Annotated in this window: 17 protein-coding genes, 1 tRNA gene and 2 pseudogenes; 12 read left to right on the forward strand and 8 right to left on the reverse strand. The window is 68.9% G+C overall.

What is annotated here, in order from left to right:
* Positions 1–139 precede the first annotated feature (139 nt).
* Both bagA and bagB read left to right on the forward strand, forming a co-directional pair.
* On the forward strand, positions 140–1,144 hold the full coding sequence (gene bagA, locus ACFSKW_RS37535; protein ID WP_379578136.1) for an ATPase BagA: 1,005 nt from the start codon (positions 140–142) through the stop codon (positions 1,142–1,144).
* A 64-nt stretch (positions 1,145–1,208) separates the two neighbouring features.
* Entirely contained in the window at positions 1,209–2,357 is a 1,149-nt protein-coding gene (gene bagB, locus ACFSKW_RS37540) for an ATPase BagB (protein WP_379578138.1), read from the forward strand.
* A 68-nt stretch (positions 2,358–2,425) separates the two neighbouring features.
* On the opposite strand, the gene ACFSKW_RS37545 is transcribed toward bagB, so the two are convergent.
* Positions 2,426–2,722 carry a WhiB family transcriptional regulator gene (locus tag ACFSKW_RS37545; RefSeq protein WP_148036282.1) on the reverse strand — a complete coding sequence of 99 codons (297 nt, stop codon included), beginning with the start codon at positions 2,720–2,722 and terminating at the stop codon, positions 2,426–2,428.
* A gap of 244 nt (positions 2,723–2,966) precedes the next feature.
* Between ACFSKW_RS37545 and ACFSKW_RS37550 the strand changes: the two genes are divergently transcribed.
* A complete protein-coding gene (locus ACFSKW_RS37550; protein WP_379578139.1) occupies positions 2,967–5,222 on the forward strand; it encodes a transglycosylase domain-containing protein in 2,256 nt (751 codons plus the stop codon).
* 232 nt (positions 5,223–5,454) lie between these two features.
* Here ACFSKW_RS37550 and ACFSKW_RS37555 read toward each other — a convergent pair whose 3' ends face one another.
* Positions 5,455–5,907 (reverse strand): GatB/YqeY domain-containing protein, encoded by a 453-nt coding sequence (locus ACFSKW_RS37555; protein WP_379578140.1) that lies wholly within the window; start codon positions 5,905–5,907, stop codon positions 5,455–5,457.
* Positions 5,908–5,937: 30 nt separating this feature from the next.
* On the opposite strand from ACFSKW_RS37555, the gene ACFSKW_RS37560 reads away from it, so the two are divergent.
* Positions 5,938–6,831 carry a metallophosphoesterase gene (locus tag ACFSKW_RS37560; RefSeq protein ID WP_379578142.1) on the forward strand — a complete coding sequence of 298 codons (894 nt, stop codon included), beginning with the start codon at positions 5,938–5,940 and terminating at the stop codon, positions 6,829–6,831.
* Between the two features lie 63 nt (positions 6,832–6,894).
* A tRNA-Pro gene (locus tag ACFSKW_RS37565) sits at positions 6,895–6,968 on the forward strand.
* A gap of 103 nt (positions 6,969–7,071) precedes the next feature.
* Here ACFSKW_RS37565 and ACFSKW_RS37570 read toward each other — a convergent pair.
* A pseudogene (locus tag ACFSKW_RS37570) lies at positions 7,072–7,254 on the reverse strand (tyrosine-type recombinase/integrase); the annotation flags it as partial.
* 191 nt (positions 7,255–7,445) lie between these two features.
* Entirely contained in the window at positions 7,446–8,375 is a 930-nt protein-coding gene (locus tag ACFSKW_RS37575; RefSeq protein ID WP_379578179.1) for an SDR family oxidoreductase, read from the reverse strand.
* Between ACFSKW_RS37575 and ACFSKW_RS37580 the strand changes: the two genes are divergently transcribed.
* Together ACFSKW_RS37580 and ACFSKW_RS37585 are read left to right on the forward strand one after the other, a co-directional pair.
* Complete coding sequence (locus ACFSKW_RS37580) at positions 8,374–9,324, forward strand: AraC family transcriptional regulator (protein ID WP_379578143.1); 951 nt, start codon at positions 8,374–8,376, stop codon at positions 9,322–9,324. The genes ACFSKW_RS37575 and ACFSKW_RS37580 overlap by 2 nt on opposite strands.
* A 174-nt stretch (positions 9,325–9,498) precedes the next feature.
* A complete protein-coding gene (locus ACFSKW_RS37585) occupies positions 9,499–9,852 on the forward strand; it encodes a hypothetical protein (RefSeq protein ID WP_379578145.1) in 354 nt (117 codons plus the stop codon).
* 615 nt (positions 9,853–10,467) lie between these two features.
* Here the strand turns inward: ACFSKW_RS37585 and ACFSKW_RS37590 are convergent.
* A complete protein-coding gene (locus ACFSKW_RS37590; RefSeq protein ID WP_379578147.1) occupies positions 10,468–13,707 on the reverse strand; it encodes a BTAD domain-containing putative transcriptional regulator in 3,240 nt (1,079 codons plus the stop codon).
* A 101-nt stretch (positions 13,708–13,808) separates the two neighbouring features.
* On the opposite strand from ACFSKW_RS37590, the gene ACFSKW_RS37595 reads away from it, so the two are divergent.
* From ACFSKW_RS37595 to ACFSKW_RS37605, 3 genes are all read left to right on the forward strand, one after another.
* The gene (locus ACFSKW_RS37595) at positions 13,809–14,447 is read left to right on the forward strand and encodes a hemerythrin domain-containing protein (protein WP_379578149.1); all 639 of its coding nucleotides are present in this window, start codon (positions 13,809–13,811) and stop codon (positions 14,445–14,447) included.
* 35 nt (positions 14,448–14,482) lie between these two features.
* Complete coding sequence (locus tag ACFSKW_RS37600) at positions 14,483–14,902, forward strand: DUF4267 domain-containing protein (RefSeq protein ID WP_379578150.1); 420 nt, start codon at positions 14,483–14,485, stop codon at positions 14,900–14,902.
* A gap of 69 nt (positions 14,903–14,971) precedes the next feature.
* Positions 14,972–16,282, forward strand: a complete 1,311-nt coding sequence (locus ACFSKW_RS37605; protein WP_379578151.1) for an FAD-binding oxidoreductase — start codon at positions 14,972–14,974, stop codon at positions 16,280–16,282.
* A 386-nt stretch (positions 16,283–16,668) separates the two neighbouring features.
* Here ACFSKW_RS37605 and ACFSKW_RS37610 read toward each other — a convergent pair whose 3' ends face one another.
* Positions 16,669–17,949 (reverse strand): MFS transporter, encoded by a 1,281-nt coding sequence (locus tag ACFSKW_RS37610; RefSeq protein ID WP_379578153.1) that lies wholly within the window; start codon positions 17,947–17,949, stop codon positions 16,669–16,671.
* Between the two features lie 681 nt (positions 17,950–18,630).
* Positions 18,631–19,836 carry an MFS transporter gene (locus ACFSKW_RS37615; RefSeq protein WP_379578154.1) on the reverse strand — a complete coding sequence of 402 codons (1,206 nt, stop codon included), beginning with the start codon at positions 19,834–19,836 and terminating at the stop codon, positions 18,631–18,633.
* A 576-nt stretch (positions 19,837–20,412) separates the two neighbouring features.
* On the opposite strand from ACFSKW_RS37615, the gene ACFSKW_RS37620 reads away from it, so the two are divergent.
* Positions 20,413–21,012 carry a dihydrofolate reductase family protein gene (locus tag ACFSKW_RS37620; RefSeq protein WP_379578156.1) on the forward strand — a complete coding sequence of 200 codons (600 nt, stop codon included), beginning with the start codon at positions 20,413–20,415 and terminating at the stop codon, positions 21,010–21,012.
* 163 nt (positions 21,013–21,175) lie between these two features.
* Here ACFSKW_RS37620 and ACFSKW_RS37625 read toward each other — a convergent pair whose 3' ends face one another.
* Complete coding sequence (locus ACFSKW_RS37625; RefSeq protein ID WP_379578158.1) at positions 21,176–21,817, reverse strand: hypothetical protein; 642 nt, start codon at positions 21,815–21,817, stop codon at positions 21,176–21,178.
* 249 nt (positions 21,818–22,066) lie between these two features.
* Here ACFSKW_RS37625 and ACFSKW_RS37630 point away from each other — a divergent pair.
* Positions 22,067–22,177 (forward strand): annotated as a pseudogene (locus ACFSKW_RS37630) (D-2-hydroxyacid dehydrogenase family protein); the annotation flags it as partial.
* Between the last annotated feature and the right edge of the window lie 84 nt (positions 22,178–22,261).

Genomic DNA, 22,261 nt, shown 5'->3' on the forward strand with positions numbered 1-22,261 from the left:
GTGCGCGGGCACCCGAACCACCGTCCGATCCACCGGACGCCACGTATGGGTTCCCTGTGGCAGGGGAGACCCGTGGGGCCCGCCAGTGTGAGGAATATCAAAGGCGGACAGCAAGTAACCGTTCGGTAGCCTGGCAGGTGTGACTGCTAGGGACACCGATTGGGACGGCGTGCGACTCCACGTCGTGACCGGTAAGGGCGGCACCGGCAAGACGACAGTGGCCGCCTCGCTCGCCCTGGCCCTTGCCTCAGGCGGTCGCAAGGTTCTTCTCGTCGAGGTCGAGGGCCGTCAGGGCATCGCGCAGATCTTCGACCTGCCGCCGCTGCCGTACGAGGAGCGCAAGATCGCCGTCGCCCCCGGAGGGGGCGACGTCCACGCGCTGGCCGTCGACCCCGAAGAGGCCATGCTCGACTACCTCGAGATGTTCTACGGCATGCGCCGCGCCGGCCGCGCGCTCACCAAGATGGGCATCGTCGACTTCGCCACCACCGTCGCTCCCGGCTTCCGCGACGTGCTGGTCACCGGCAAGACCACCGAGGCGGTACGGCGGCGCGGCAAGGACGGCAGGCGCGTCTACGACGCCGTTGTGCTCGACGCCCCGCCCACGGGCCGCGTCAGCCGCTTCCTCAACGTGACCCAGGAGGTCGCCGGCCTGGCGAGGGTCGGCCCGATCAAGAACCATTCGGATCTCGTGAGCGGCGTGGTGAAATCTCCCGAGACAGCTGTCCACTTCGTGACGGTTCTAGAGGAGATGCCGGTTCAGGAAACGCTCGATGGCATTGCCGAATTGCGTTCGGCCGGTCTTCCCGTCGGTGGAATCTTCATCAACATGGTGCGTGAATCACTGCTCCCCAAGGCCGTTCTTGACTCGGCTGTCAAGGGCGGATTCGACGCCGCGGAGATCGCGCTGGGCCTCAAGGCGGCCGGACTGGCCGACGGATCGAGCGACGCCACCGCGGTGGCGGAGGCTCTGGCCGAGGAGGTCGTGGAGCACGCCCGCCGTACCGAGCTGGAGAAGACCGAGCGGGCGGCGCTGCAGGAGACCGGCATCCCACGCTACGAGCTGCCGCTGCTGGCAGACGGCGTCGACCTGGCGGGGCTGTACGAGCTGGCCGAGACCATCTGCACCAAGGGAGTGGCGTGATCGAGCGACGCGAGGTCACCAACGGACGCGGCACCTCGGTCACGAGGCCGACGGAGGAGGGTTAGTGACCAGGATCCCCCCGGTTCTGGACGTCGACGCGATCCTCGACGATCGCGGCACGCGCATCGTGGTCTGCTGCGGCTCCGGTGGCGTGGGCAAGACCACCACCGCCGCCGCGCTGGGGCTGCGCGCCGCCGAGCGGGGCCGCAGGGCCGTCGTGCTGACCGTCGACCCCGCGCGCAGGCTGGCCCAGTCGATGGGCCTGACCGAGCTGGACAACACCCCCCGCCTGGTCCACACGGCCGGCGAGGGCCAGCTGTTCGCCATGATGCTCGACATGAAGCGGACCTTCGACGAGATCATCGAGGCCCACGCCGACCCCGAGCGGGCCCGCCAGATCCTGACGAACCCCTTCTACCAGTCGCTCAGCTCCAGCTTCGCGGGCACGCAGGAGTACATGGCGATGGAGAAACTCGGCCAGCTGCGCCGCTCGGACGAGTGGGATCTGATCATCGTCGACACGCCGCCCTCCCGCTCCGCGCTCGACTTCCTCGACGCGCCCGAACGGCTGGGCCGCTTCCTCGACGGGCGCTTCATCAGGCTGCTGATGGCCCCGGCCAAGGCCGGAGGGCGCAGCGCGTTCAAACTGCTCAACGCCGGGTTCGGGCTCGTCGCCGGAGCGATGACGAAGCTCCTCGGCGCCCAGGTGATCAAGGATCTGCAGACGTTCGTCTCCGCGCTCGACGCGGTCTTCGGCGGGTTCAGGCAGCGCGCCGAGATGACCTACAAGCTGCTGCAGGCGCCCGGCACGGCCTTCGTGGTCGTGGCGGCGCCCGAGCGTGACGCGATGCGCGAGGCGTCCTACTTCGTGGAGAGGCTCGCCGAGGAGCGCATGCCGCTGGCCGGACTGGTGATCAACCGCGTGCACCTGTCGCCCGCCGCGGGGCTCTCCGCAGCCCGCAGCGCGGCCGCGGCCGAGGACCTGGAGACCAGAGGCGAGCACGAGCTGACCGCCGCCGTGCTGCGCCTGCACGCCGGCCGGATGCAGCTGGCCGCCCGCGAGCACCGCGAGCGCGAGCACTTCGTCTCCGCCCACCCCACTGTGCCCGTCGTCGAGGTCGCCGCGATGCCGCAGGACGTCCACGACCTGGAGGGTCTTCACGAGATCGGGCGGCTGCTGGCGGGGGACGCCGCCGTCTCACGCAGCGCCTAGCGGAGTCGCCCACCACGAGAACGCGACTGTACGGCCGGCGATGATCCGCCGGCCGTACAGTCGTGACGTCAGCCGGCGATCAGCTCGTTCGTCCGCTCGTACTCCTCCTTCGCGGACTCAAGCAGCTCGCGCCATGAGTCCACGTCGGGCCGCCGCCGGAGCAGCGCACGCCGTTCCCGTTCCGTCATACCGCCCCACACCCCGAACTCGATGCGGTTGTCCAGTGCATCAGCGAGGCATTCGGTACGGACCGGGCATCCTCGGCAGATGAGCTTCGCCCTGTTCTGAGCGGCACCCTGGACGAACAGCGCGTCCGGGTCCGCACCCCGACAGGCGGCACGGGAGGTCCAATCCGTGATCCACATGTTTCGACCCCACTCCCCTTAGGTGGTCAGTCGTCATTTGGGGCCGACGGGCGCGGGCGCCGAGCCTCCGTATTCTGTTGCCGCAGAGGAGAACGTACGCAACCAGACCTTCGGGCCGACAGACCCCGGCAGGACCAATTTCTCGCTAGGGCCTTGACCGGGAATGACTAGTCACCTCGCCGAGTCAAGGCGAAATGAGGTCCGGTTACCGATTACGCCTCGCTTTCGACGTAGTCTTGGTTCCGTGCAAGCTCAGGGCAAAGATCAGTCGAACCCGTTCGTGAACGTCGTGCGGCTTCTCGCCGCCGGCACGGCCGCGGGAGTGCTGGCCGCCGCCGTCGCCCTGCCCGCCGTGGGCGGAGTGGGCCTGACCGCCAAGTCGACCACCGAGACCTTGGCCCTCAGACCCGAGAAGCTCGACGAACCGCCGCTTCCTGAGCGCACCGAGATCTACGACTCCACCGGCAAGCAGGTCGCGCAGTTCTACTACCAGAACCGCGAGTCGGTGAAGATCGACCAGATCGCCCCCGTGATGCGCACCGCGATCATCTCGATCGAGGACTTCCGCTTCTACGAGCACGGCGCCATCGACCTGGAGGGCACGGCCAGGGCCCTGGCCAAGAACCTCACCGGCGGCGGCGTGGTCCAGGGTGGCTCCTCGATCACCCAGCAGTACGTCAAGCTGGTGCAGTTCAACAAGGCCAAGACGAAGAAGGAAGCGATGGCGGCCATCGCGCCGACCGTCAACCGCAAGCTCAACGAGCTGCGCTACGCCATGGCCATCGAGGAGAAGTACACCAAGGACGAGATCCTTCAGAAGTACCTCAACATCTCCTACTTCGGCGCCGGCGCCTACGGCATCCAGGCCGCGGCCAAGCGCTTCTTCGGCAAGTCGGCGGCCGAACTCGACCTTTCCGAGGCGGCGACGCTGGCCGGAGCCGTGCAGAACCCGGTGCGTACCGACCCGACGCTGGGCAAGACCGCCAGGGACTACCTCCTCAACCGTCGCAACACCGTCCTCGACCGGATGGCCGAGCTCCAGAAGATCACTGTGGCGGAGGCGGCCGCGGCCAAGAAGGAGAAGCTGGGCTTCAAGGGCACCCAGATCCCCGGCGGCTGCGAGGAGAGCAAGTACCCGTACTTCTGCCTCTACGTCAAGCACGAGATCCTCACCAACCCCGACTTCGGCGCCACCCCAGAGGACCGCGAGAAGCTGCTCCAGCAGGGCGGCCTGCGCATCAAGACCACGCTCGACCCGAAGATGCAGGCGGCCTCCGAACAGGCGATCAAGAAGTACGTCTTCGCCAAGGACAAGCCCGCCGCCGCGCAGGCCATCGTCGTGCCCGGCACCGGCGAGATCAAGGCACTGGCCGCCAGCCGCAAGTTCGGTGACAACAAGAAGAAGAACGAGACCCTGATCAACCTGGCCGCCGACAGCAAGCACGGCGGCGGCGTCGGCTTCCAGCAGGGCTCGACCGCCAAGGCCTTCACGCTGGCGGCCGCGCTCGAGAACGGCTGGAAGATCGACGACGGCAACTCGACCGGCAAGACCTACAACGTCCCGGCGGTGGAGAACACCCCGTTCCGCGACTGCAAGGGCCTGCGGGTCGGATCCTCGCACCAGGTCTTCAACTCCAGCGAGGGCGGCGGCGGCTTCAAGACCCTGAGGACCGGCACGCTGGGCTCGGTCAACACGTTCTTCATGAAGCTCGAGGAGCAGGTCGGCCTCTGCAAGGTCGTCAAGATGGCCGAGAAGCTCGGCATCAAGCGCGCCGACGGCGGCAAGCTCCAGCAGGTCCCCACCTTCACGCTGGGCGTCAACGAGATGGACCCCGTGACCGTCTCCAGCGCCTTCGCCGTCTTCGCCAGCCGCGGCCAGTACTGCAGGCCGATGGCCATCACCGAGGTCCGCGACAGGAACGGGAAGGTCACCGCCGCCAAGCCCAAGTGCAAGCAGGTCGTCGACGAGGGCGTGGCCGACGCGGTGAGCGAGGTCATGTCGGGCGTCTTCACCAGGGGCACCATGACCGAGGTCGGCGGCATCGGCCGTGACGCGGCGGGCAAGACCGGCACCACCGACGGCTACACCGCAGCGTGGTTCGCCGGCTACACCCCCAACCTGGCCTCCGCCGTCAGCCTCGGCGACCCGCGCGGCGCCTTCAACCACGACCTGACCGGCGTCACCATCGGCGGCCGCTACTACGCCTACGTGTACGGCGCCTCGATCTCCGGGCGGATCTGGAAGGACTCGATGATGAAGGCCCTCAAGGGCATCGAGGCCGCCTCGTTCCACCCGTACGACAGCGACACGTACGGCGGGTGCACCAAGAGCTGCGCGCCGAAGCCGCCGAAGAAGGACAAGGACAGGGACCGCGGCGACAGCCCGTTCGGCAACGCCGACGACGAGGAGAGCCCGCTCGACATCTGGGACAACGGCGCGGACAACGGCGGCAACGGCAACGGCCGGGACAAGCCCATCACTCCCGGACGGCGCGGCTGACCCCTGCACCCCCGGACGGCGCGGCCTGACCCTGCCGCGCGCCGGAGGCTCCACGGGGCCTCCGGCGGCCTGCCGTACGGGCTGGAGGCACTCCCGTCCGCAGTGGCGCCGCCGTCCTGCCGTTACGGGCTGGAGGCGCTGCCGTCCGCAGTGGCGCCGCCGTCCAGCCGTATGGACGAGGAGGTCGGGAAGGCGCGCCCGTCCGCGGTGGCGCGCCCCCGCCCGCAGAGGTCTAGGAGAGACGCGCGCGCACGATCTGCGCCACGCGCCCGCCTTCGGCGCGCCCCGCGATCTTCGGGTTGACGACCTTCATCACCTGGCCCATCGCCTGCGGCCCCGACACCCCGAGCTCGGCGACGGCCTCGTCCACGATGCGGCCGAGCTCCTCGTCCGACAACTGCGCCGGCAGGTACTCGTCCAGCACCGCCTGCTCGTCGAGCTCCGCCTTGGCCTGCTCCTCACGGCCCGCGTTGCCGAACGCCTCCGCGGCCTCACGACGCTTCTTGGCCTCCTTGGTGAGGACCTTGATGATCTCGTCGTCGGACAGCTCCCTGGCCTCCTTGCCCGCGACCTCCTCCACGTTGATCGCGGCCAGGGCCATGCGGATCGTCCGCAGGCGTACCTCGTCCCTGCTCTTCAGCGAGGCCGACAGGTCGGCCTTCAGCTTGTCCTTCAATGCGCTCATGCGCTCCATCCTTTCAGGCATGATGAAGAGATGAGGAAAGCTGTCGCAATCCCCCTGTCCCTGATGGGCCTCGGCCTGGCCGGCCTCGGTTACGCCTCGGTCGTCGAGCGCAACAGCTTCCGCCTCAGGCGCTTCGACGTGCCCGTCCTGGAGCGCGGCCAGCGGCCCGTGCGCATCCTGCACCTGTCGGACCTGCACCTGACGCCAGGGCGCCGCATGCTCATCAACTGGGTGCGCTCCCTCGGCTCCCTCGAACCCGACCTCGTCGTCAACACCGGCGACTCCATCGCCCACGTCGACGCCGTCCCCTCCCTGCTCCACGCGCTGGAGCCGCTGCTGTCGCGTCCCGGCCTGTTCGTGTACGGCTCGAACGACCTCTACGCGCCCAAGCCCAAGAACCCCGCCCGCTACCTCTGGCGGACCTCCAAGAACGACCGCCGCCAGCACGTCCCCTCCCTGCCGTGGCGCGAGCTAGGCGAGGGCATGGCCGCCGAGGGCTGGCTCGACATGAACAACACCACCGCCCGCATCAAGGTCGGCGACCTCGACGTCGCCGTCGCGGGCATCCACGACTCCCACATCGACCGCGACCGCTACGACCTCGTCGCCGGCCCCGCCCCCCGCGACGCCGACCTCCGCCTCGGCGTCATGCACTCTCCCGAGCCGCGCAACCTGAGCCGCTTCGCCGCCGACGGCTACCAGCTCCTGCTCGCCGGCCACACGCACGGCGGCCAGCTCTGCATCCCGTTCTACGGGGCGCTGGTCACCAACTGCGGCATCGACAGGGCGCGCGTGAAGGGCCTGAACCGGCATTCGTCCGCCTGGCTCCACGTGTCGGCGGGGCTCGGGACGTCGCCTTACGCGCCTGTTAGGTTCGCGTGCTTCCCCGAGGCCTCGTTGCTGACGTTGGTCCCGCGGCGCTGACGGGTCACATGTACTGCTGAAGTCCGCTAGACTCATGCAGGCACGCACAAGACGGGCGTGCACCGGGGTGTAGCGCAGCTTGGCAGCGCGCTTCGTTCGGGACGAAGAGGCCGTGGGTTCAAATCCCGCCACCCCGACCCAGCACAAAGGCCAGTTTCCTTGATCGGAAACTGGCCTTTCGCGCGTCTGGGTGACTATCTGCGTGACTATGCTTCCCGATCTGTTGCTTCTTGCCCGGCGCTACTCCTCCGTGAAGATACGGTCCATGGTCACGGCCCCGGCTTGTAGAACGGGGCGGATCTGCTTTCGGTAGACAGCTTCCGTAACAGCCGTGCTGCTGTGGCCGACGAGACGGGAGATCTCCTCCAGCGGGATGCCGTTGTCGGAGAGCAGCGAGACGAAGCTGTGCCGAAGCTCGCGTGGCGCCCACTCTTTGGATCAACGCATGTCCTTGTAGGCGGACTCGTAGAAGGACCACATGTCATTGCAGCGAGCCTGTACAAACACCGAACCAACCAACGTGATACGAGCGGTGATCAGTGCCGCTTCACCGTCCTGCGCGCGGGGGCGAGGTGCAGGCTGGTACGGGTAAACCTGCAGAGGCTATGCAGTCATCAGTCCAGCCATGCTCCGGCGGCGGCCGCGTCTGTCACGAAGCGGGCGAAGTCGCGAGGTGGACGGCCGAGGGCGCGCTGTACTCCGTCAGACAGATGCTCGTCCATGCCGCGCCGGATAGGGGCGATCGCGTCGGCATAGGCTTGGGCATCGATCTTCGGCCAGCCCTCGTCTTCCAACTGGATGATGAACTCCTCGACGGTCAACGGCACGTAGCGCACCATGCGGCCGGTGGCCTCTGAGATCAACGCGAGGGCCTCGGCGATGGACAACGCGCGGGGCCCGGACAGCTCGTACGTCTGTCCTTCATGCCCGTCCTCGGTCAGCGCGGCGACCGCCACCGCGGCGATGTCTTCTGCGTCGACGAAGCTCACCGCGCCGTCACCGGCAGGCAGGCGTACCTCGCCGGCCAGCACCTCGTCGCGGAAGAAGCCTTCGCTGAAGTTCTGCGCGAACCATCCGGGCCGGAGAATCGTCCAGGCCAGGCCGCAGGAGCGCACCGCGTCCTCGCCGTCGATGTGAGTCTTGCCCGCCGCGCTGTTGTCACCCGCGTAGCCGGGCACGTCCACTCCGCGCCCCGACAGCAGCACGATGCGTTCGACGCCGAGGTCCTTCGCCCGCTGGACGAACGGTCGTGTCAGCAGTTCGCCGTCGTGCGGCACGATAAAGACGGTCCGTGAGCCGTGCAGGGCGGCGTCCCAGGTGTGCTGGTCCGTCCAGTCGAAGCGAGGGGTGCCGGAGCGAGACCCCGCGCGGACGGCCACGTCCTTGCGCCGAAGGTGGGACACGATCCGCGTGCCGACCTTGCCGGTACCGCCGGTGATCAGAATCGGTTGTTGCGTCATGGGACTACTCAACCCTGGTGGAGTGAGCGGTGCGATGGCCGTGACGCTCAGTTCGATGTTCGAGCGTCTAACCTTGTGGCTCATGGACACGCTGACGGATCTGCTGGAGGGAGTGCAGGCACGAGCGGCCCTCATCCATCGGTCGATCATGACTTCGCCGTGGTCTCTGCGTTTCGCCAGCGGCGCCCCACTGACCCTCCTTACCATGCTGGAGGGACAGGCCTGGATCATCCCGCCCGACGGTGAGGCGGTGGCGATCGGCCCCGGCGACGTCGCGGTCGTCCGCGGGCCCGCCTCGTACACCGTTGCCGACGACCCCGCCACTCCACCTCAGCACGTGATCACCAGCGCCTCATACTGCGCAGCAACCGCGCGGGCGATCGAGGATCGCGAACCGGCCATGGATCCGCGTTCCTGTGGCATCGCGGAAAGCGGCTCGGCCGTCCTGCTCAGCGGCGCCTATCAGGGCCGGGCCGGCATCAGTGACCGCCTGCTCAACGCCCTGCCCGACGTGGTCGTCGTCACCGACGACGAAGGGTGTTCTCCCCTGCTCACGCTGGTGGCGGCGGAAGTCGTACGGAACAGGCCGGGGCAGCAGGCCGTGTTGGACCGGCTGCTCGACCTGCTGCTCGTCACCACGTTGCGCGCCTGGTTCGACCGTGCGCAGACGCACGCCCCGGTCTGGTACCGCGTCAAGGACGACTCCATCGTGGGCACAGCCCTTCGCCTCATACACGGCAACCCGGCCCACCCATGGACAGTGGAAAATCTCGCCGCCAAGGTCGGCGTCTCCCGAGCCGCCCTGGCACGCCGGTTCACCGTCGAGGTCGGCGAGCCACCCATCACCTACCTGGCCAATTGGCGTATCGCCCTGGCGGCCGACCTCCTCCGCAACACCGAGGCCACCGTCGGCTCCATCGCGCACAAGGTCGGATATTCCGGCACCTTCGCGCTCAGCGTCGCGTTCAAACGCCGGCTTGGGACCGCCCCAAGCCGATACCGCGCCACCCTGCCGGGCCAGCGCAGCAGTTGATCGTCTCTGCACATTTACATGTACGTGGCTCTGCGGTCGAGGCCGTACGCCCTAGCCGGGCTCTTCGCGATCGGGGGAACCCTATTGGGTTCCGTCGTCACATACCTCTTCCAGCAGCGAACCGCCCAAAGAGCCGAACAGTTCACAATCTCCGCGCGCCTCCGCGAGGAGCGAATGGCGGTCTACAGCGGGTTTGCCGGGACCGTCCTTGAATTCCGCTCCGCCCAGTACAACCGCGCCTTGCAGGCGTTCGAGGGCAAAGAGGACACAGCCTATGACGAGGCCAAAGCGACGTCGTACAGGCTCCGCGCTGCATCATGGCACTCTCTCTATCGCGTGCGCCTCCTTGCCGATGATCCCGAGATCACACGCCTTGCCGAGAGCGCGATGGCCCTCACTGCTGACATGCACGATTCCAAGGACAGGGCCGCTCTGACTCAACGAGGCGACGGCGTGCGTGAGGCCGTCGAAGAATTCGTCACCAGAGCGTCAGCGGAGGTCACAAGAGCAAAGCCCTTGCCGAAGTAGGAGGCTGCAGCCTGGCCCGGAAGGCGTGTGAACAGCCTTATAAGACCCTCGGGTGAGTGACGAACTGAGTGACAACGACTGAAGACGATCACGGTCGTAGGCGGACATCCGTGGACGCTTCCATACTGGGCAAACCGCTTCCGCGAAGCAGTCGAATATGTATTCGATTTGCTTCGGGGTGAAGAGGCCGTGGGTTCAAATCCCGCCACCCCGACCCAGCACAAAGGTCAGTTTCCTTGATCGGAAACTGGCCTTTCGCGTTAGGCCGTTCCAGGTCGCGTGCGCCGACGACGCTGAGGCGTCCGCGCGCAGGAGCTCGCCCGGTACTCCGACGACGAGCCTGACGCTGACGATGATCAGGTGCTGCTGGTGCGCGAGTCCTCCTGATCGCGTTCGCTCCAGCACGTGGGGGGAGGTCAGCGGGGACGGCGGCGCTGGGCGGGGTCGGCTTCGGCGCCGGGGAAGGACACGACGGACACGGGCGTCCTTCGGGTAGGCGATGTGACACATGATGTGGCCGAGTCGCCGTCGTGGCGGCGGACGCCGAGCTGGGCGGACAGGGCCCGAAGGCCGCCTATGTGACAGACAATGCACGTTCTGTGTCACAGATGTGCGCTAGGTGGTTGTTCGCGACCGGGCCTCGGCGGCCCAATGGGGTGCGTTCCACCGATCGGCGATGGCGGCAGCCTGGGTGAAGTGGGCGGCGGCCTCGGTGCGGCCAAGGAAGACGGCCAGTTCACCGAGGGTGTGGGCGACCGGACGCAGCGCCACCGACAGGCTCGCGGCGCCCGCAGGGGGACCGTCGCGGTGCGGAAGCAGCGTCGCGTAGATCTCCTCGGCGGCGTCGCGGTCGTTCAAGGCGACGATGGCCATCGCGCGCAACGTGGTGAGGAAGGTGAAGAAGAAGTCGGGGCGGATCGGGCTGGGTGACGCGCGGACCTCGCGGGCTTCGGCGTCCAGGCCGTTGGCGTGGAGGGCGAGCGCGAGCAGGTCGGAGGTCATGGGGCCGAGCGCGGCGTGGAGGGCGCGAACGTCGTCCAGGTGCGCGCCGAGCGTGCCGTCGTTCAGCCAGATCGTGGCCAGGGCGAGTTGGAGAAAGCCCGTGTGCACCGATCCGGCGCGCCGCATGCCCTCGTCGGCCTTGATGTAGAGGAGTTCGGCGTCGCTGAATCGGCCTTCGATGAGCGCCAGGCCCGCCAGCGTGATCTCGGCGACGGCGATCGCCTCACGCATTCGGTAGGCGCGCGCGAGTTCCAGGGCCTCGGTGATCACCTGGTGCATGGTCACCGGGTCGTTGGCGGCGGCGGCGACGGCGGCATGGTTGAGCAGCCCGGTGACGCGGTAGACCGGCAGGTCGTGCTCGGTGCCGATCTCCACGAGCTCCCGGCAGAGCTCGGCGTCGCCGTGGACTTCGGCCAGGATCTCGAGTGCCGCGGCCCGCAGCCGGGGTCCGGTGGCGAGGTCGAGTGCCTCCTGCGCTGCCTCCACAACGGTCGGGTCGTCCTCGCCGACCAGTTCGTGCGCGTACGCCGTCAGGAGCCGGGACCGCACCGAAGGGGTCAGTTCGCGCTTCAGCAGGCGGCTCAGGCGGTCGACGATGAGCCGGTCCACCGTGCCGTAGGTACGGGCCTGCCAGGCGGTCGGCTCTGTCCACGCGGTGAATGCGGCGATCATCAGGTCGTCGCGGCCCAGGGACTCTGCGTACTCCACGGCTTCACGGCGTGTCTCGCGGGCGGCTGCGACGGCCCCGGCCCGGATCTGCGCGCGCAGCAGCCTGCCGAGCAATTCGACGCGTTCGTCCGGTCCGGTCGAGTTGGTGACGGCGTCGGTGAGGAGGTCGGCCGCCACGGCGTGGGCGTAGCGGGCCTCGGCAAACTCGGCGGCCTGGACGCAGTAGCCGACGGCCTTCGGTGAGCCGGCGCGCGCGTAGTGATGGGCCAGCGCCGCGATGTCGTCGGTGCCTTCAAGAGCGGCGGCGATTCGGGCGTGCATCCGGGTAGCACGCAATCTGCTGACGTCGGCGATGAGCGTGTCCCTGACGAGGGCGTGGACGAAGCGGATGAGGCCTGGGCCGGGCTCGTCGAGGAGCCCGGCGATGACGCCCGCGTCCAGGGCGTCCATCACCCCGTCCTCGTCGGTGTCGGCGGCCTTGACGAGGACGTCCACTGAGCTTTCCCGGCCTGCGACCGCGGCGAGCCGGAGGACGGACACGCCTCCCTCGGGCAGGCGCGCGAGCCGGCGGCGCAGGACGTCCCGTACGCCTTCGGGGACCTCGGAGAGGGCGACCAGCGCGCCTTCGCCGTTCAGCAGCCGGGCGCTTTCGCGCACGTAGAACGGGTTGCCGCCGGTGCGCTCCGCGATCCCTGCGATGGTCTCCTCGTCGGCCTCGCATTCGGCCCGTACGAGCTCCGCGACGGCCTCGTCGTTCAGCCCCGGCAGCGCCAGGCGGAGGGGCGTGGCACGCGCGAGGGAGGCCAGCGTTTCGGTGAGGTGTCCGCTCTCGTCCGCGCGGTACGCGGCGACGACCAGGATCGGGGCCCGCATGCCGAGGACGCCGCCGAGCAGTTCCAGCGTGGTGGCGTCCGCCCAGTGCAGGTCGTCCAGCACGACGGCTACCGGGCGTTCCGCGGCGACCGCCGCGAGCCACTTCCACACGGCTTGGCGCAGGCGGAACCGTCCAGCGGTGGCGTCGGCGTTCACCGGCTCGGTGTCGGTGAGCAGCGGCGCGAGGTCGTCCGCGAACTCGCCCGGGGACGTGGACGCGGCGACGGCGCTCAGCGCCTCAGTCCAGGCCCACGCGGGCGGCGCGCTGTCGACCTCGGGGCAGCGGCCGACGGCGACCAGCCACCCGTCACGTTCGAGCCGCTTGCCGAGGTGTTCCAGCAGCGTCGACTTGCCGAGCCCGGCCTCGCCGGTGACAAGGGCGATACGGGCTCCGTCGGTGGCGGCCCCGGTGGCGGCCGTGACCAGTGCCGACAGCTGTGCCTCGCGTCCGACGAACGGCGCCTCGACGATCGGAGCCGTCCCCGGGAGAGGGGCCACCTGCGGCAGCGGGGCGGTCAGCGGGGGCGGAGGCGGGGGCGGGGGCACAGTCGCGCGTAGGACGTCTGTGCGCTGGGTGAGGATCGCCTCCTCCAACGCCGTCAGGTCCGGGCCAGGGTCGAGCCCGAGCTCCTCGGCGAGGATGCCGCGGGCGCGGCGGAGCGTCGCCAGCGCGTCGGCTTGGCGGCCGCTGCTCCACAGTGCCAAGGCGTGCAACCGCCAGCCTTCCTCGCGGAGGGGCTCGTCGCGGGTGAGCCGCTCGGCCTCGGGAACTACCGCGGCGGGGTCGCCGATGCGCAGACCCGCCGCGACGTGCAGCTCGGTGGCGACCAGGCGTAGCTCGTTCAGCCGGGCCGTCTCGGCGGCGGCCCACGGCTCGTCGGCGACCTCGGCGAACGCCGGTCCCTGCCACAGCCCCAGCGCCTCGGCGAGCCGAGCCTGCGCGGCGCGTAGGTCGGTGTCCGTACGCGCTTGGCCCAGCAGGCCCTCGAACCGCCACGCGTCCACGGCCTCCGGTGGCAGCCGCAGCGCATAACCCGGCGCCGCGCTGACCAGCAGCCGGGCCGGCGTGCGCGGCGGACGTCCGGGCTCCAGCATCCGACGCAGGTTGGACACATACGCCTGCAGGGACATCAGCGCCCGCGCGGGCGGCTCCCCGCGCCACAGATCCTCGATCATCCGGTCGACCGGCACGACCTGCCCACGCGCCGCCACCAGCAACGCCAGCACGCCCCGCTGCCGGGGCCCGCCGAGGTGAACGGGGGCACCGTCTACCTCCGCTGCGAACGCGCCCAGCACCCGGATGAAGACCATGATCTGCACATCGTAAGTGGACGTTCCAAATCGGCTCCAAGCCCCCTCCAAATACCCGGGAGCAGCCTGAACACATCGCAACCGGCCGAGGGCAGGAACAGATGAGCGTCAACACCCAGGACATGGAGATCGTCCACCGCGTGCTCCGCCGTGAGTCACGGCTGCTGATGGAGCTCGTCGCGGCCGTCACCCCAGGTGACACCGCTCGCGCCAAGGTGATCGCCGACCACTTCCGCGTCTACCGGCTGGGCCTGCACAACCATCACGAGGGCGAGGACGAGCTGCTGTGGCCGCCGCTGCTTTCCCGGGTGGACCTAGAGGCCGACATCGTCCTGCGCATGGAGGCCCAGCACGAACGCGTCGCGGCCACCCTGACCAGGCTGGACGCCACGGTCCCCGCCTGGGAGGCCACCGCGGGCGCCGACGAACGCGACACCCTCGTGGCCGCCCTCTCCGAGCACCGCGCGGTCCTGCTGGAACACCTCGACGACGAGGAGGCCACCCTCCTCCCGCTCGCGGCCAAGCACATCACACAACAGGAGTGGGCCTCCCTGGGCGATCACCTGGTGAACAACACTCCCAAGCTCACCCTGCTCACGCTCTTCGGCGCCATCCTGGAAGACGCGAACCCGGCCGAGCGCGCCATCGTCCTCAGCGGCCTCGCCACCCCGGTCCGCCTCATCTGGCACGTCATCGGCCGCCCCCGCTACGCCCGCCACATCCGCCGTGTCCGCGGCTGAACCCTGCCCGGTCTGAACATCAAAGGAGAACAACCATGTCGCTGAAGAAGCTCAACACCGTCCTGGCCACCGCCGTCGTCCTGTTCACCCTCTACCTCGGGTTGTCCTTCGTCCTGCCCCTCGAGACGTCCTTCCCGGGTCTGCCGAACTGGCCCTCTGGCGACAGCGGCTTCCCCATCGTGAAGGGCAGCCGCGAAATCGCGATGGGTCTGACCATGGGCGTCCTGCTGGTGACGGCCCACCGCCGCGCCCTGGGCTGGGTCCTGCTGATGGTGGCCGTCGCCCCGTTCGGCGACATGGTCAACGTCATGGCCCACCACGGCTCCGCTGCCGCCGCGTTCGGCATCCACGGCCTGACCTCGGCGGTGATCGCGATCACGGGGTTGCTGATCCTCCGCGAGACCAGCAAGGCCCGCAAGGCCACTGCCCCAGCACCCACCGCGCAGCCCGCCTGACGTCTGCACGCCCCGAAGGGGTGCACGGTATTCCTTCGCATTTTCTGAGAACTCGAAAAGGAGACGACGATGACGATCAACGATCTGCGCGGTGTCCTGAAGGGGCGCGTGCTCCTGGCCGGTGACGACGGCTTCGAACAGGCGGCCACCGCGTGGAATCTGACCGTCAAGCAGCCGGTGGCGGCCGTGGTGGAGGCCGCGGATGCCGATGACGTGGCGGCCCTCGTGCGTTACGCGCGGCGGGCGGGTATGACGGTGACCGCGCAGCCGAGCGGGCATGGCGCCTCGGGTGATGTGGAAGGCCTGATCCTGTTGCGTACCGGCCTCCTGAACGAGGTGGAGGTACGCGCGCAGGAGCGCATTGTCCGGGTGGGCGCGGGCGCGAAGTGGGGGCAGGTGCTGGCGGCGGCCGGTCCGCTGGGTCTGACCGGCCTGGCCGGCAGCGCGCCGGGAGTCAGCGTGACCGGCTACACCCTGGGCGGTGGGGTCGGCTGGTTCAGCCGCAAGTACGGCTTCGCCTCCGACAGCGTGCGGGCTGTCGACATCGTGGACGCCCATGGCGAGCCGGGCCGGGTGACCGCCGAGTCCGATCCCGAGCTGTTCTGGGCGCTGCGCGGCGGTGGCGGGGACTTCGCGGTGGTGACCGCCCTCGAACTCGAACTGTATCCCGTGCCAGTCCTGTACGGCGGGCGCGTGATCTGGCCGGAGCACCGGACCAGGGAGGTGTACGACGCGTTCCTGGAGATCACCGCCGAGGCGCCGCGTGAACTCAGTGTCTGGATCAACCGGCTCCAGCCACCCGGCGCGTCGCCGATGGTGACGCTGGATCTGGCCTACCTCGGTGAGGCGGCTCAGGGGGAGGACCTGCTGGGGCGCATCGACAAGATCGAGGGCGCGATCTCCGACAGCCGCGGCGTCGTCCCGGTCGCCGACCTGGGTGACATCGCCGCCGAGCCCACCGATCCGGCCCCGTCCATCGCTCGTGCGGAGCTACTCACCGGCCTGGACGCGGACGCGGTGGAGCGCCTGCTGGCCAAGCCGGTCGAACCGCTCATCAACGTGCAGATCAGGCACCTGGGCGGAGCGCTCGCCGAGCTGGACGGCGGGGCCGGTGCGAGTGGCGCGGTGGCTGAGCCGTACCTGCTCGGCTTGGTGGGTCTCGGCCTGCCGCACGCGGCCGATGCGACGCGCGCCAAGCAGGCTGAGGTCGTGGCCGACCTGGAGGCCTACATCAGCGGCCGCAAGCCGTACACCGTGCTGTCCCCCGGTGACACGGCGGCGCAGTCCTTCTCCGGCGCCACGCTGGCGCGGCTGCGGGAGATCAAGCGGGCCCGTGACCCGCACAACGTGTTCCGCGCGAACTACCCGGTGCTCGGATAGATCGATTCCCAGCAGGTCTTGGCCCCTCCACCCACCGGGACGGCGGGGCCGCACCGAACCCGCGTGACAGATGTCGCCGCGAGCAGGCTAAGCAACAGTTCTTGAGTTAAGGGCGCCGAACCCTCCTCACCCTGCACGCGAGTGGTGTTAGCCCTGCCACTCAGTTGATCGCGGCCCACTCAGTCGGACTTGGCTGCCATGACTCGATCCTCTCAAGGGACGAGTCTCCAACGAAGCCGGAGCGCTTCATGGGGAGCCACCGCAGTCTGTCGTGCCGGAGTGCCCGACGAGATCGGCGACGGCCTCGACAGGCGCCATGGTCACTCATGATCGAAACGAACGAGTGACGGAGTGCGCGGCCCCGTTCAGGTTGAGGACCCGATCCGTCATCGGGCGGCCGTTGGCTCCGGGGTGGTGCCAGCCACGAGGTGTCGTGCTCTCAGCAGCGGGACGGCGGCGGCGAGCGCGACCACCGTAGCCAGGGCCGGTCCGGGGAGCAGGGCCAGCGGCGTGGACGAGGAGCCGTTGAGGTCGGTGAACCACTCGACTGGCGTCTCCAGCAGTTCCCCCAGAGCGCCCGCCAGGCTGGTGACCACGAGCAGCAGGCCGCACACCCTGCCGAGCAGCCGGTCGGGTGTGATCGCCTGGCGGTGGCTGAGCAGCGCGATGGCCGCGACGATCGTCCCGAGCAGCGGGACGAACCTTCCGATCATGTACCAGATATGCCCATGGCCCGTACCTGACAACGCGAGCAGCAGGGTGAACGGCTGGCTCACCAGCACGGCAGACCAGGCCAGCCTGAAGGCGCCAAGCCTCCGGTGGAGCAGGACGGCCAGCACCGCTCCCAGAAGGGTCACACCGTAGATCGACACCATGCTCGACAACCAGATGTACTCACCCAACGGCATGTTCATCGCGGACACGTCGATCGCCGCGTTCAGCGCCTTTCCCGTCACCTCGTCGACGAGTTCCGCGAACAGCGCCGACGCCAGCAGGTAGACAGCGATCGCCCGGAGCACCGGTTGCTTCACGGTGAAGCCAATCCCCTCCACCATCTCTCGCCATATCCCCGCTCTGGGCGGCGGTGGCTCCTCGATGACGTCGACGCTGCGGAACAGCAACGCCGCCACCGCCACCGCCACGGTGACGATGACCAGAAAAGCGAACTCGTCCCGTTCCAGCGCGGAGGGCAGCACCAACCCCAGACCGAGGAACAGCGCCTGTGGCAACACGGACAGCAAGGCGTTCGCCGGTATCAGGTGCTCACGCCCGACGACCGACGGCAGGATGGCGTCCTGACCGACCGGCGCCACCGCCTTCAGGGCGGCCGTCACCGTGACGATCGCGATGACGTGCGGCCCGCCAGGCGTACCCAGGGCGTCGGCCGCCGTAACAGAGGCCACCGCCACCGTCCCCAGCAGAGCCATCACCACCATGACGGACCGGCGGCGCCGCACCCGGTCGATCAGCACCCCGAACGGCAATCCCAGGAGGACGGATACGAGAGTTCCCCCGACCCCGCTGAGAACGCCCAAGTCGAGTCGGTGCGGCCCCGAGGTGCTTGCCGACAGACTCGGACCGGCGAACATGAGGGAGCCGGAGAGCGCGGCGGCGGCCAGGCCGAAGATCAGGAGCCGCCACGATACTAATGGGCGGGGGGAGGTCATCCGGACATCATTTCCATGATCGTCCGACCACCGCAAACCGCAGTGAAGATTGCCGAACGCGGCCCGCACCAGTGATCATCTGCCCACCGGCGTCCGCCATCTCTGAGCGGGTCGGGGATGGCGCCCCTTCGCTGGAAGGACCCGACAGCTCATCGGGCACCAACCGGCCCCTGAGGGCCGCCACGACCGTTTCAGTAGGCGATCAGTAAACGGAGGGTACTCGGGTGAGTGACGACTGAGTGACAACGGCCACGGACAAGCTTCGCACCCGGCTGCCATATCCCGCTCGGCAGAGCCATCCCGAGCCCACCCCTCCGACATCCTCCCGATCACCGACTTTTCGCGGGTCAGTCGGCGCGACTTGCGCGTCTTGGTGTCGCCTCACACTCGATCAGCTCGCCACACGGAGATGGCGAACCGCTCGTGAGCGAACCCCGCCTCGGTTACCGGACGCCAGGATCTCCGAGACTTCACCCAGGCGACTACGTGATCCCAACGCAGCGCGCGGGCTTCCTCGGTACGGATGCCCGTCGTGAGACTGAGCACCACGTACGCGTGGAGGTCCGACGGCTCTGCGGCATTGAGCACCGCTTCGGCTTGTTGCTGCGCGAGCGGGTGCGCGAGCGATTTGGTCTTCGTTGGCCGAAACGATGAAGGAGGTCCTTGGATGATCGAGGGTGTTCAGTGTGCCCGGCTGGGCGGGGGCTCGGTGGGCAGCCGGCTGTGGCGGAAGATCCGCCACAGGGCGAGGTCGTAGCCGATCTTCGTGACCCCGGCGAACAGGAACGGCGCGGCCAGGCTGACCGATTGCAGCACGCCTGCCAGCGCCGGTCCCAGGGGCCTGGTGAGGTAGCGGGCGGTGTTGGTGATCGCGGCGGCGGCGGTGCGTTCCTCGGGCGGGACCATCGCCATCACGTACGCCTGCCGGGTGGGCACGTCCATCGACGACAGGCATGCACGCCCGAGCAGAAGGGCGATCGCCAGCGGGAGAGAGGGAGCAAACGGCACTGCGGCCAGCATGACGTTGGCGGGCAGGTGGGTGAAGACCATCGTGGGCAGCAGCCCGATCCGGTTGGCCACCCACGGCGCGGCCAGCAACGAGGCGGTCTGGAGGATCCCGGCCACGGCGAAGGTGATCCCGATCGTGTGGGTGGTGGCCTCGAAGCGGACGGCGAGCCAGTAGCCGACATAGGCCTGGATGACGAACCCGCCGGCGAGGCTGTCGGTGGCGAACAGGCCCGCCAGGCGGGCCACCGGGCCGCGGGAGCGGGCCAGTATGCGCGATTGCGGTAGTCCGTGTGCCGGAGTCGGTGCCGGAGCTTCGACGGTGGCCGGCAGCCGGAGGGTGAGGAGCATTCCGCCGGCGGCCGTGCCGGCCAGGATGCCGCCGAGCAGTCCCCGGTCGGCGGGCAGGCTCCCCAGGAGCGCGCCGAGCGTCCCGGCGACGGCGGCGACCGCGTTGTAGAGGCCGAATCCCCGCACGACCTGCTTCTGGGGGCGGCCGGTGCCGGCCAGCATGACCTGTTCCAGCGTGGTGAACGGCCCGGACTCGATGACCTCGACTGACATCGCTCCGCTGAAGGCGGCCACGGCCAGCATCCACCAGGGCAGGCCGGTGGCGATGACCAGGCCGCACAGGAGCAGGGCGGCGTACAGGCCCGCGTAGGCACGGCGGCGGCCGAGGCGGTCGCCCCACCGAGCCAGGACCAGACTGGCGAGGAAGCTGCCGCCCAGAATCGCCGCCAGCACCAGACCGACCTCGGTGGCCGACAGCCCATCGCTGCCCATGAGAGCGCCGAGCTGGACGGCGGCCACGCCGTACCCGAGACCGCGAAACGCCTGCGACGTCAGCAGCACGCCCATGGTGCGGTCGTGGGCGGCGCTCATACCGGTTCGCTAGCCGACATGCTGGAGGACGAGAGGATGTACGGGAAGGTCCATGATTCCGATCATGTACCGGAACCCGTGCCTGTGGCGGCTGTTCATGTCATTGATTCCGGACGAGGTTCTGGATCAGGCCTTCCTCGTCATGGCGCGAACAAGACCCGAGATTCGAGATCGAGACGGGTGGTTGGCTCGGCTGTCGGCGGGCTGAGGTTGAGGATCCGGTTGCCGAACCGGCGGATGACGTGAGTGATGTACAGGGAGATGGTCGCGGCCAGTAGGTGCAGGTGAGAAGGGGCTTCGGAGGGATCCCGGGCCTCTTTTTCGTTCTCCCCGCGCCCAGCGGTCATCTGCGTCTCTGAACGGGTCGGGGATGGCGGCGCGCCGCGCGGGTACGCGCGCGGACCCGCCGAGGGGCAGACGTCAGGTCCGGTCAACGCCGTGGACATGGTGTTCGCCGTCCTGCGACCCGCATGGCTGAAAAGGATTCCGGCCGGCATGTAGAGAACAGGCGGACAGCTCCGACCTCCCTCTGAAGGCGGCGCCAGACGAGCGTCCGGAAACGCGGGAGGTAGCGAGATGAGCAAGGTCACCTGTGACATGGCGATGTCCCTCGACGGCTTCGTGGCAGGACCGCACCAGAGCCTGGAGAAGCCGCTCGGCGAGGGCGTGGGCGATCGCCTGCACCAGTGGATGTTCGACGAGCCCGAGCAGCACGCCGCGGTGATCGAGGGCATCACCGCGGCCGGAGCCTTCATCATGGGCCGCAACATGTTCGGCCCCGGCCGCGGCGTCTGGGACCTGGAGTGGAACGGCTGGTGGGGCGACGAGCCGCCGTACCACGCACCGGTCTTCGTCCTCACGCACCACCCGCGTGAGCAGGTGACGATGAAGGGTGGCACGACGTTCACCTTCGTCACCGACGGGATCGAGGCGGCGATGGCGCAGGCGCGCGAGGCCGCCGGCGATCGCGACGTCGCCATCGCCGGCGGCGCCGAGACGGTGAACCAGTACCTGGCGGCAGGGCTCGTCGACGAGCTGCGCCTGCACGTCGCGCCCGTGATCCTCGGCAGCGGCGAGCGGCTGCTCGACAACGTCGGGGACATCGCCCTCGAACCCCTCGGCGACCCCTGGGGCACCAGCCTCGTCACCCATCTGACGTACCGGGTGATCCGGTAGAAGGGTCGCGGTCCGGGTCACAACCCGTCGATTCCGGCCGCGCGCAGCGTGTCCGAAGTGTTGGGACGGAGACCGCAGGGCCGGCGTCGCGGGGAGTCACATGCGGGAGCCACGGACCTTCGGCGTGCCGACGGCCGTTCGCCGCTCCCCGCGGGCCGGCCCGTCACGCGACCTTGGCGGACGAGGCCTTCCACGTGTTGCAGGCGCTCGGCCCGCCAGCCTTGTAGCCCCGGTCGAACCAGGCCAGCTCGTTGCCCTTCAGCAGCGACTTCCAGCTCTTGGCCGGGCGGCCGAGCGCCCTGGCGGCGGCTCCGGCGAAGCACGACTGCTGGTAGGCGTAGCGGCGCTCCTGCTCGTCGAGTTCCTTCTGGTCGCCGTGGAAGTCGAGTGTCTTGGCCGCCTTGGCGATTCCGGTCTGCACCTGGACGACCTCGCCGTAGACGGAGGCCAGTTCGTGGAAGACGCGCAGGTCGTTCTTGGCCTTGATCCAGTCGTCGGCGAGACCGACGTAGATCCCGTCGAGGGTGACGAAGGGCCAGGACTTGTACTTCTTCTTGCCGTCGCGCTGGTAGTGGATCTCGACCTTGATCCCGGGCCTGTCCCAGGCCTTGCCCAGGCAGACGACCAGCGACCGCACGTACTTCTCGGTGGCGGACCTGGTCATGCCCTTCTTCAGGGCGCACGACGTCTTGGTGAGCTTGCCCTCCTCGTAGAGGGGGTTGGCGGTCAGGTCGGGGGCGCCGTTGATGGGGTAGGCGGCAGCCGTACCGGAGAAAAGAAACAGGCCAGCCGCAGTGGCCGCCAATGCTCGAATCATCACAAAGCCGGATATTAGGGCGTGACACCGCCAACATCATCTTTGCCCGCTCTCACCTTGATAACGTCCGCTTGGTAGGGTCCGGCCATGCCGAGCTGCGCCATCCTCGACGACTACCAGAACGTCGCTCTCACCCTGGCCGGCTGGACCGCCGTCGAGGCGAGGAGCATCCAGGAGCACATCGCCTCGATCGACGACCTCGTCGCGGCGATCGCCGACGACGAGATCGTGGTGATCATGAGGGAGCGCACGCCGTTCCCCGCCGAGGTGTTCGCCCGGCTGCCCAAGCTGCGGCTGCTGATCACCTCCGGCATGCGCAACGCCTCCATCGACCTCGAGGCCGCCAGAGCCCACGGCGTGACCGTCTGCGGGACCGGCAGCTTCTCCTCGCCGCCCGTCGAGCTGACGTGGGCGCTCATCCTGGGCCTGGCC

Source organism: Nonomuraea mangrovi (assembly GCF_042681425.1).
GTDB lineage: Bacteria > Actinomycetota > Actinomycetes > Streptosporangiales > Streptosporangiaceae > Nonomuraea > Nonomuraea mangrovi.

Excerpts from the sequence above, each read along its gene's own strand:
- ACFSKW_RS37545 (WP_148036282.1), bottom strand. The coding sequence starts at position 2,722 with ATGTGGATCACGGATTGGACCTCCCGTGCCGCCTGTCGGGGTGCGGAC.
- ACFSKW_RS37555 (WP_379578140.1), bottom strand. The coding sequence starts at position 5,907 with ATGAGCGCATTGAAGGACAAGCTGAAGGCCGACCTGTCGGCCTCGCTG.
- ACFSKW_RS37560 (WP_379578142.1), top strand. The coding sequence starts at position 5,938 with ATGAGGAAAGCTGTCGCAATCCCCCTGTCCCTGATGGGCCTCGGCCTG.
- ACFSKW_RS37580 (WP_379578143.1), top strand. The coding sequence starts at position 8,374 with ATGGACACGCTGACGGATCTGCTGGAGGGAGTGCAGGCACGAGCGGCC.
- ACFSKW_RS37575 (WP_379578179.1), bottom strand. The coding sequence starts at position 8,375 with ATGAGCCACAAGGTTAGACGCTCGAACATCGAACTGAGCGTCACGGCC.
- ACFSKW_RS37585 (WP_379578145.1), top strand. The coding sequence starts at position 9,499 with ATGGCGGTCTACAGCGGGTTTGCCGGGACCGTCCTTGAATTCCGCTCC.
- ACFSKW_RS37590 (WP_379578147.1), bottom strand. The coding sequence starts at position 13,707 with ATGGTCTTCATCCGGGTGCTGGGCGCGTTCGCAGCGGAGGTAGACGGT.
- ACFSKW_RS37595 (WP_379578149.1), top strand. The coding sequence starts at position 13,809 with ATGAGCGTCAACACCCAGGACATGGAGATCGTCCACCGCGTGCTCCGC.
- ACFSKW_RS37600 (WP_379578150.1), top strand. The coding sequence starts at position 14,483 with ATGTCGCTGAAGAAGCTCAACACCGTCCTGGCCACCGCCGTCGTCCTG.
- ACFSKW_RS37605 (WP_379578151.1), top strand. The coding sequence starts at position 14,972 with ATGACGATCAACGATCTGCGCGGTGTCCTGAAGGGGCGCGTGCTCCTG.
- ACFSKW_RS37610 (WP_379578153.1), bottom strand. The coding sequence starts at position 17,949 with ATGACCTCCCCCCGCCCATTAGTATCGTGGCGGCTCCTGATCTTCGGC.
- ACFSKW_RS37615 (WP_379578154.1), bottom strand. The coding sequence starts at position 19,836 with ATGAGCGCCGCCCACGACCGCACCATGGGCGTGCTGCTGACGTCGCAG.
- ACFSKW_RS37620 (WP_379578156.1), top strand. The coding sequence starts at position 20,413 with ATGAGCAAGGTCACCTGTGACATGGCGATGTCCCTCGACGGCTTCGTG.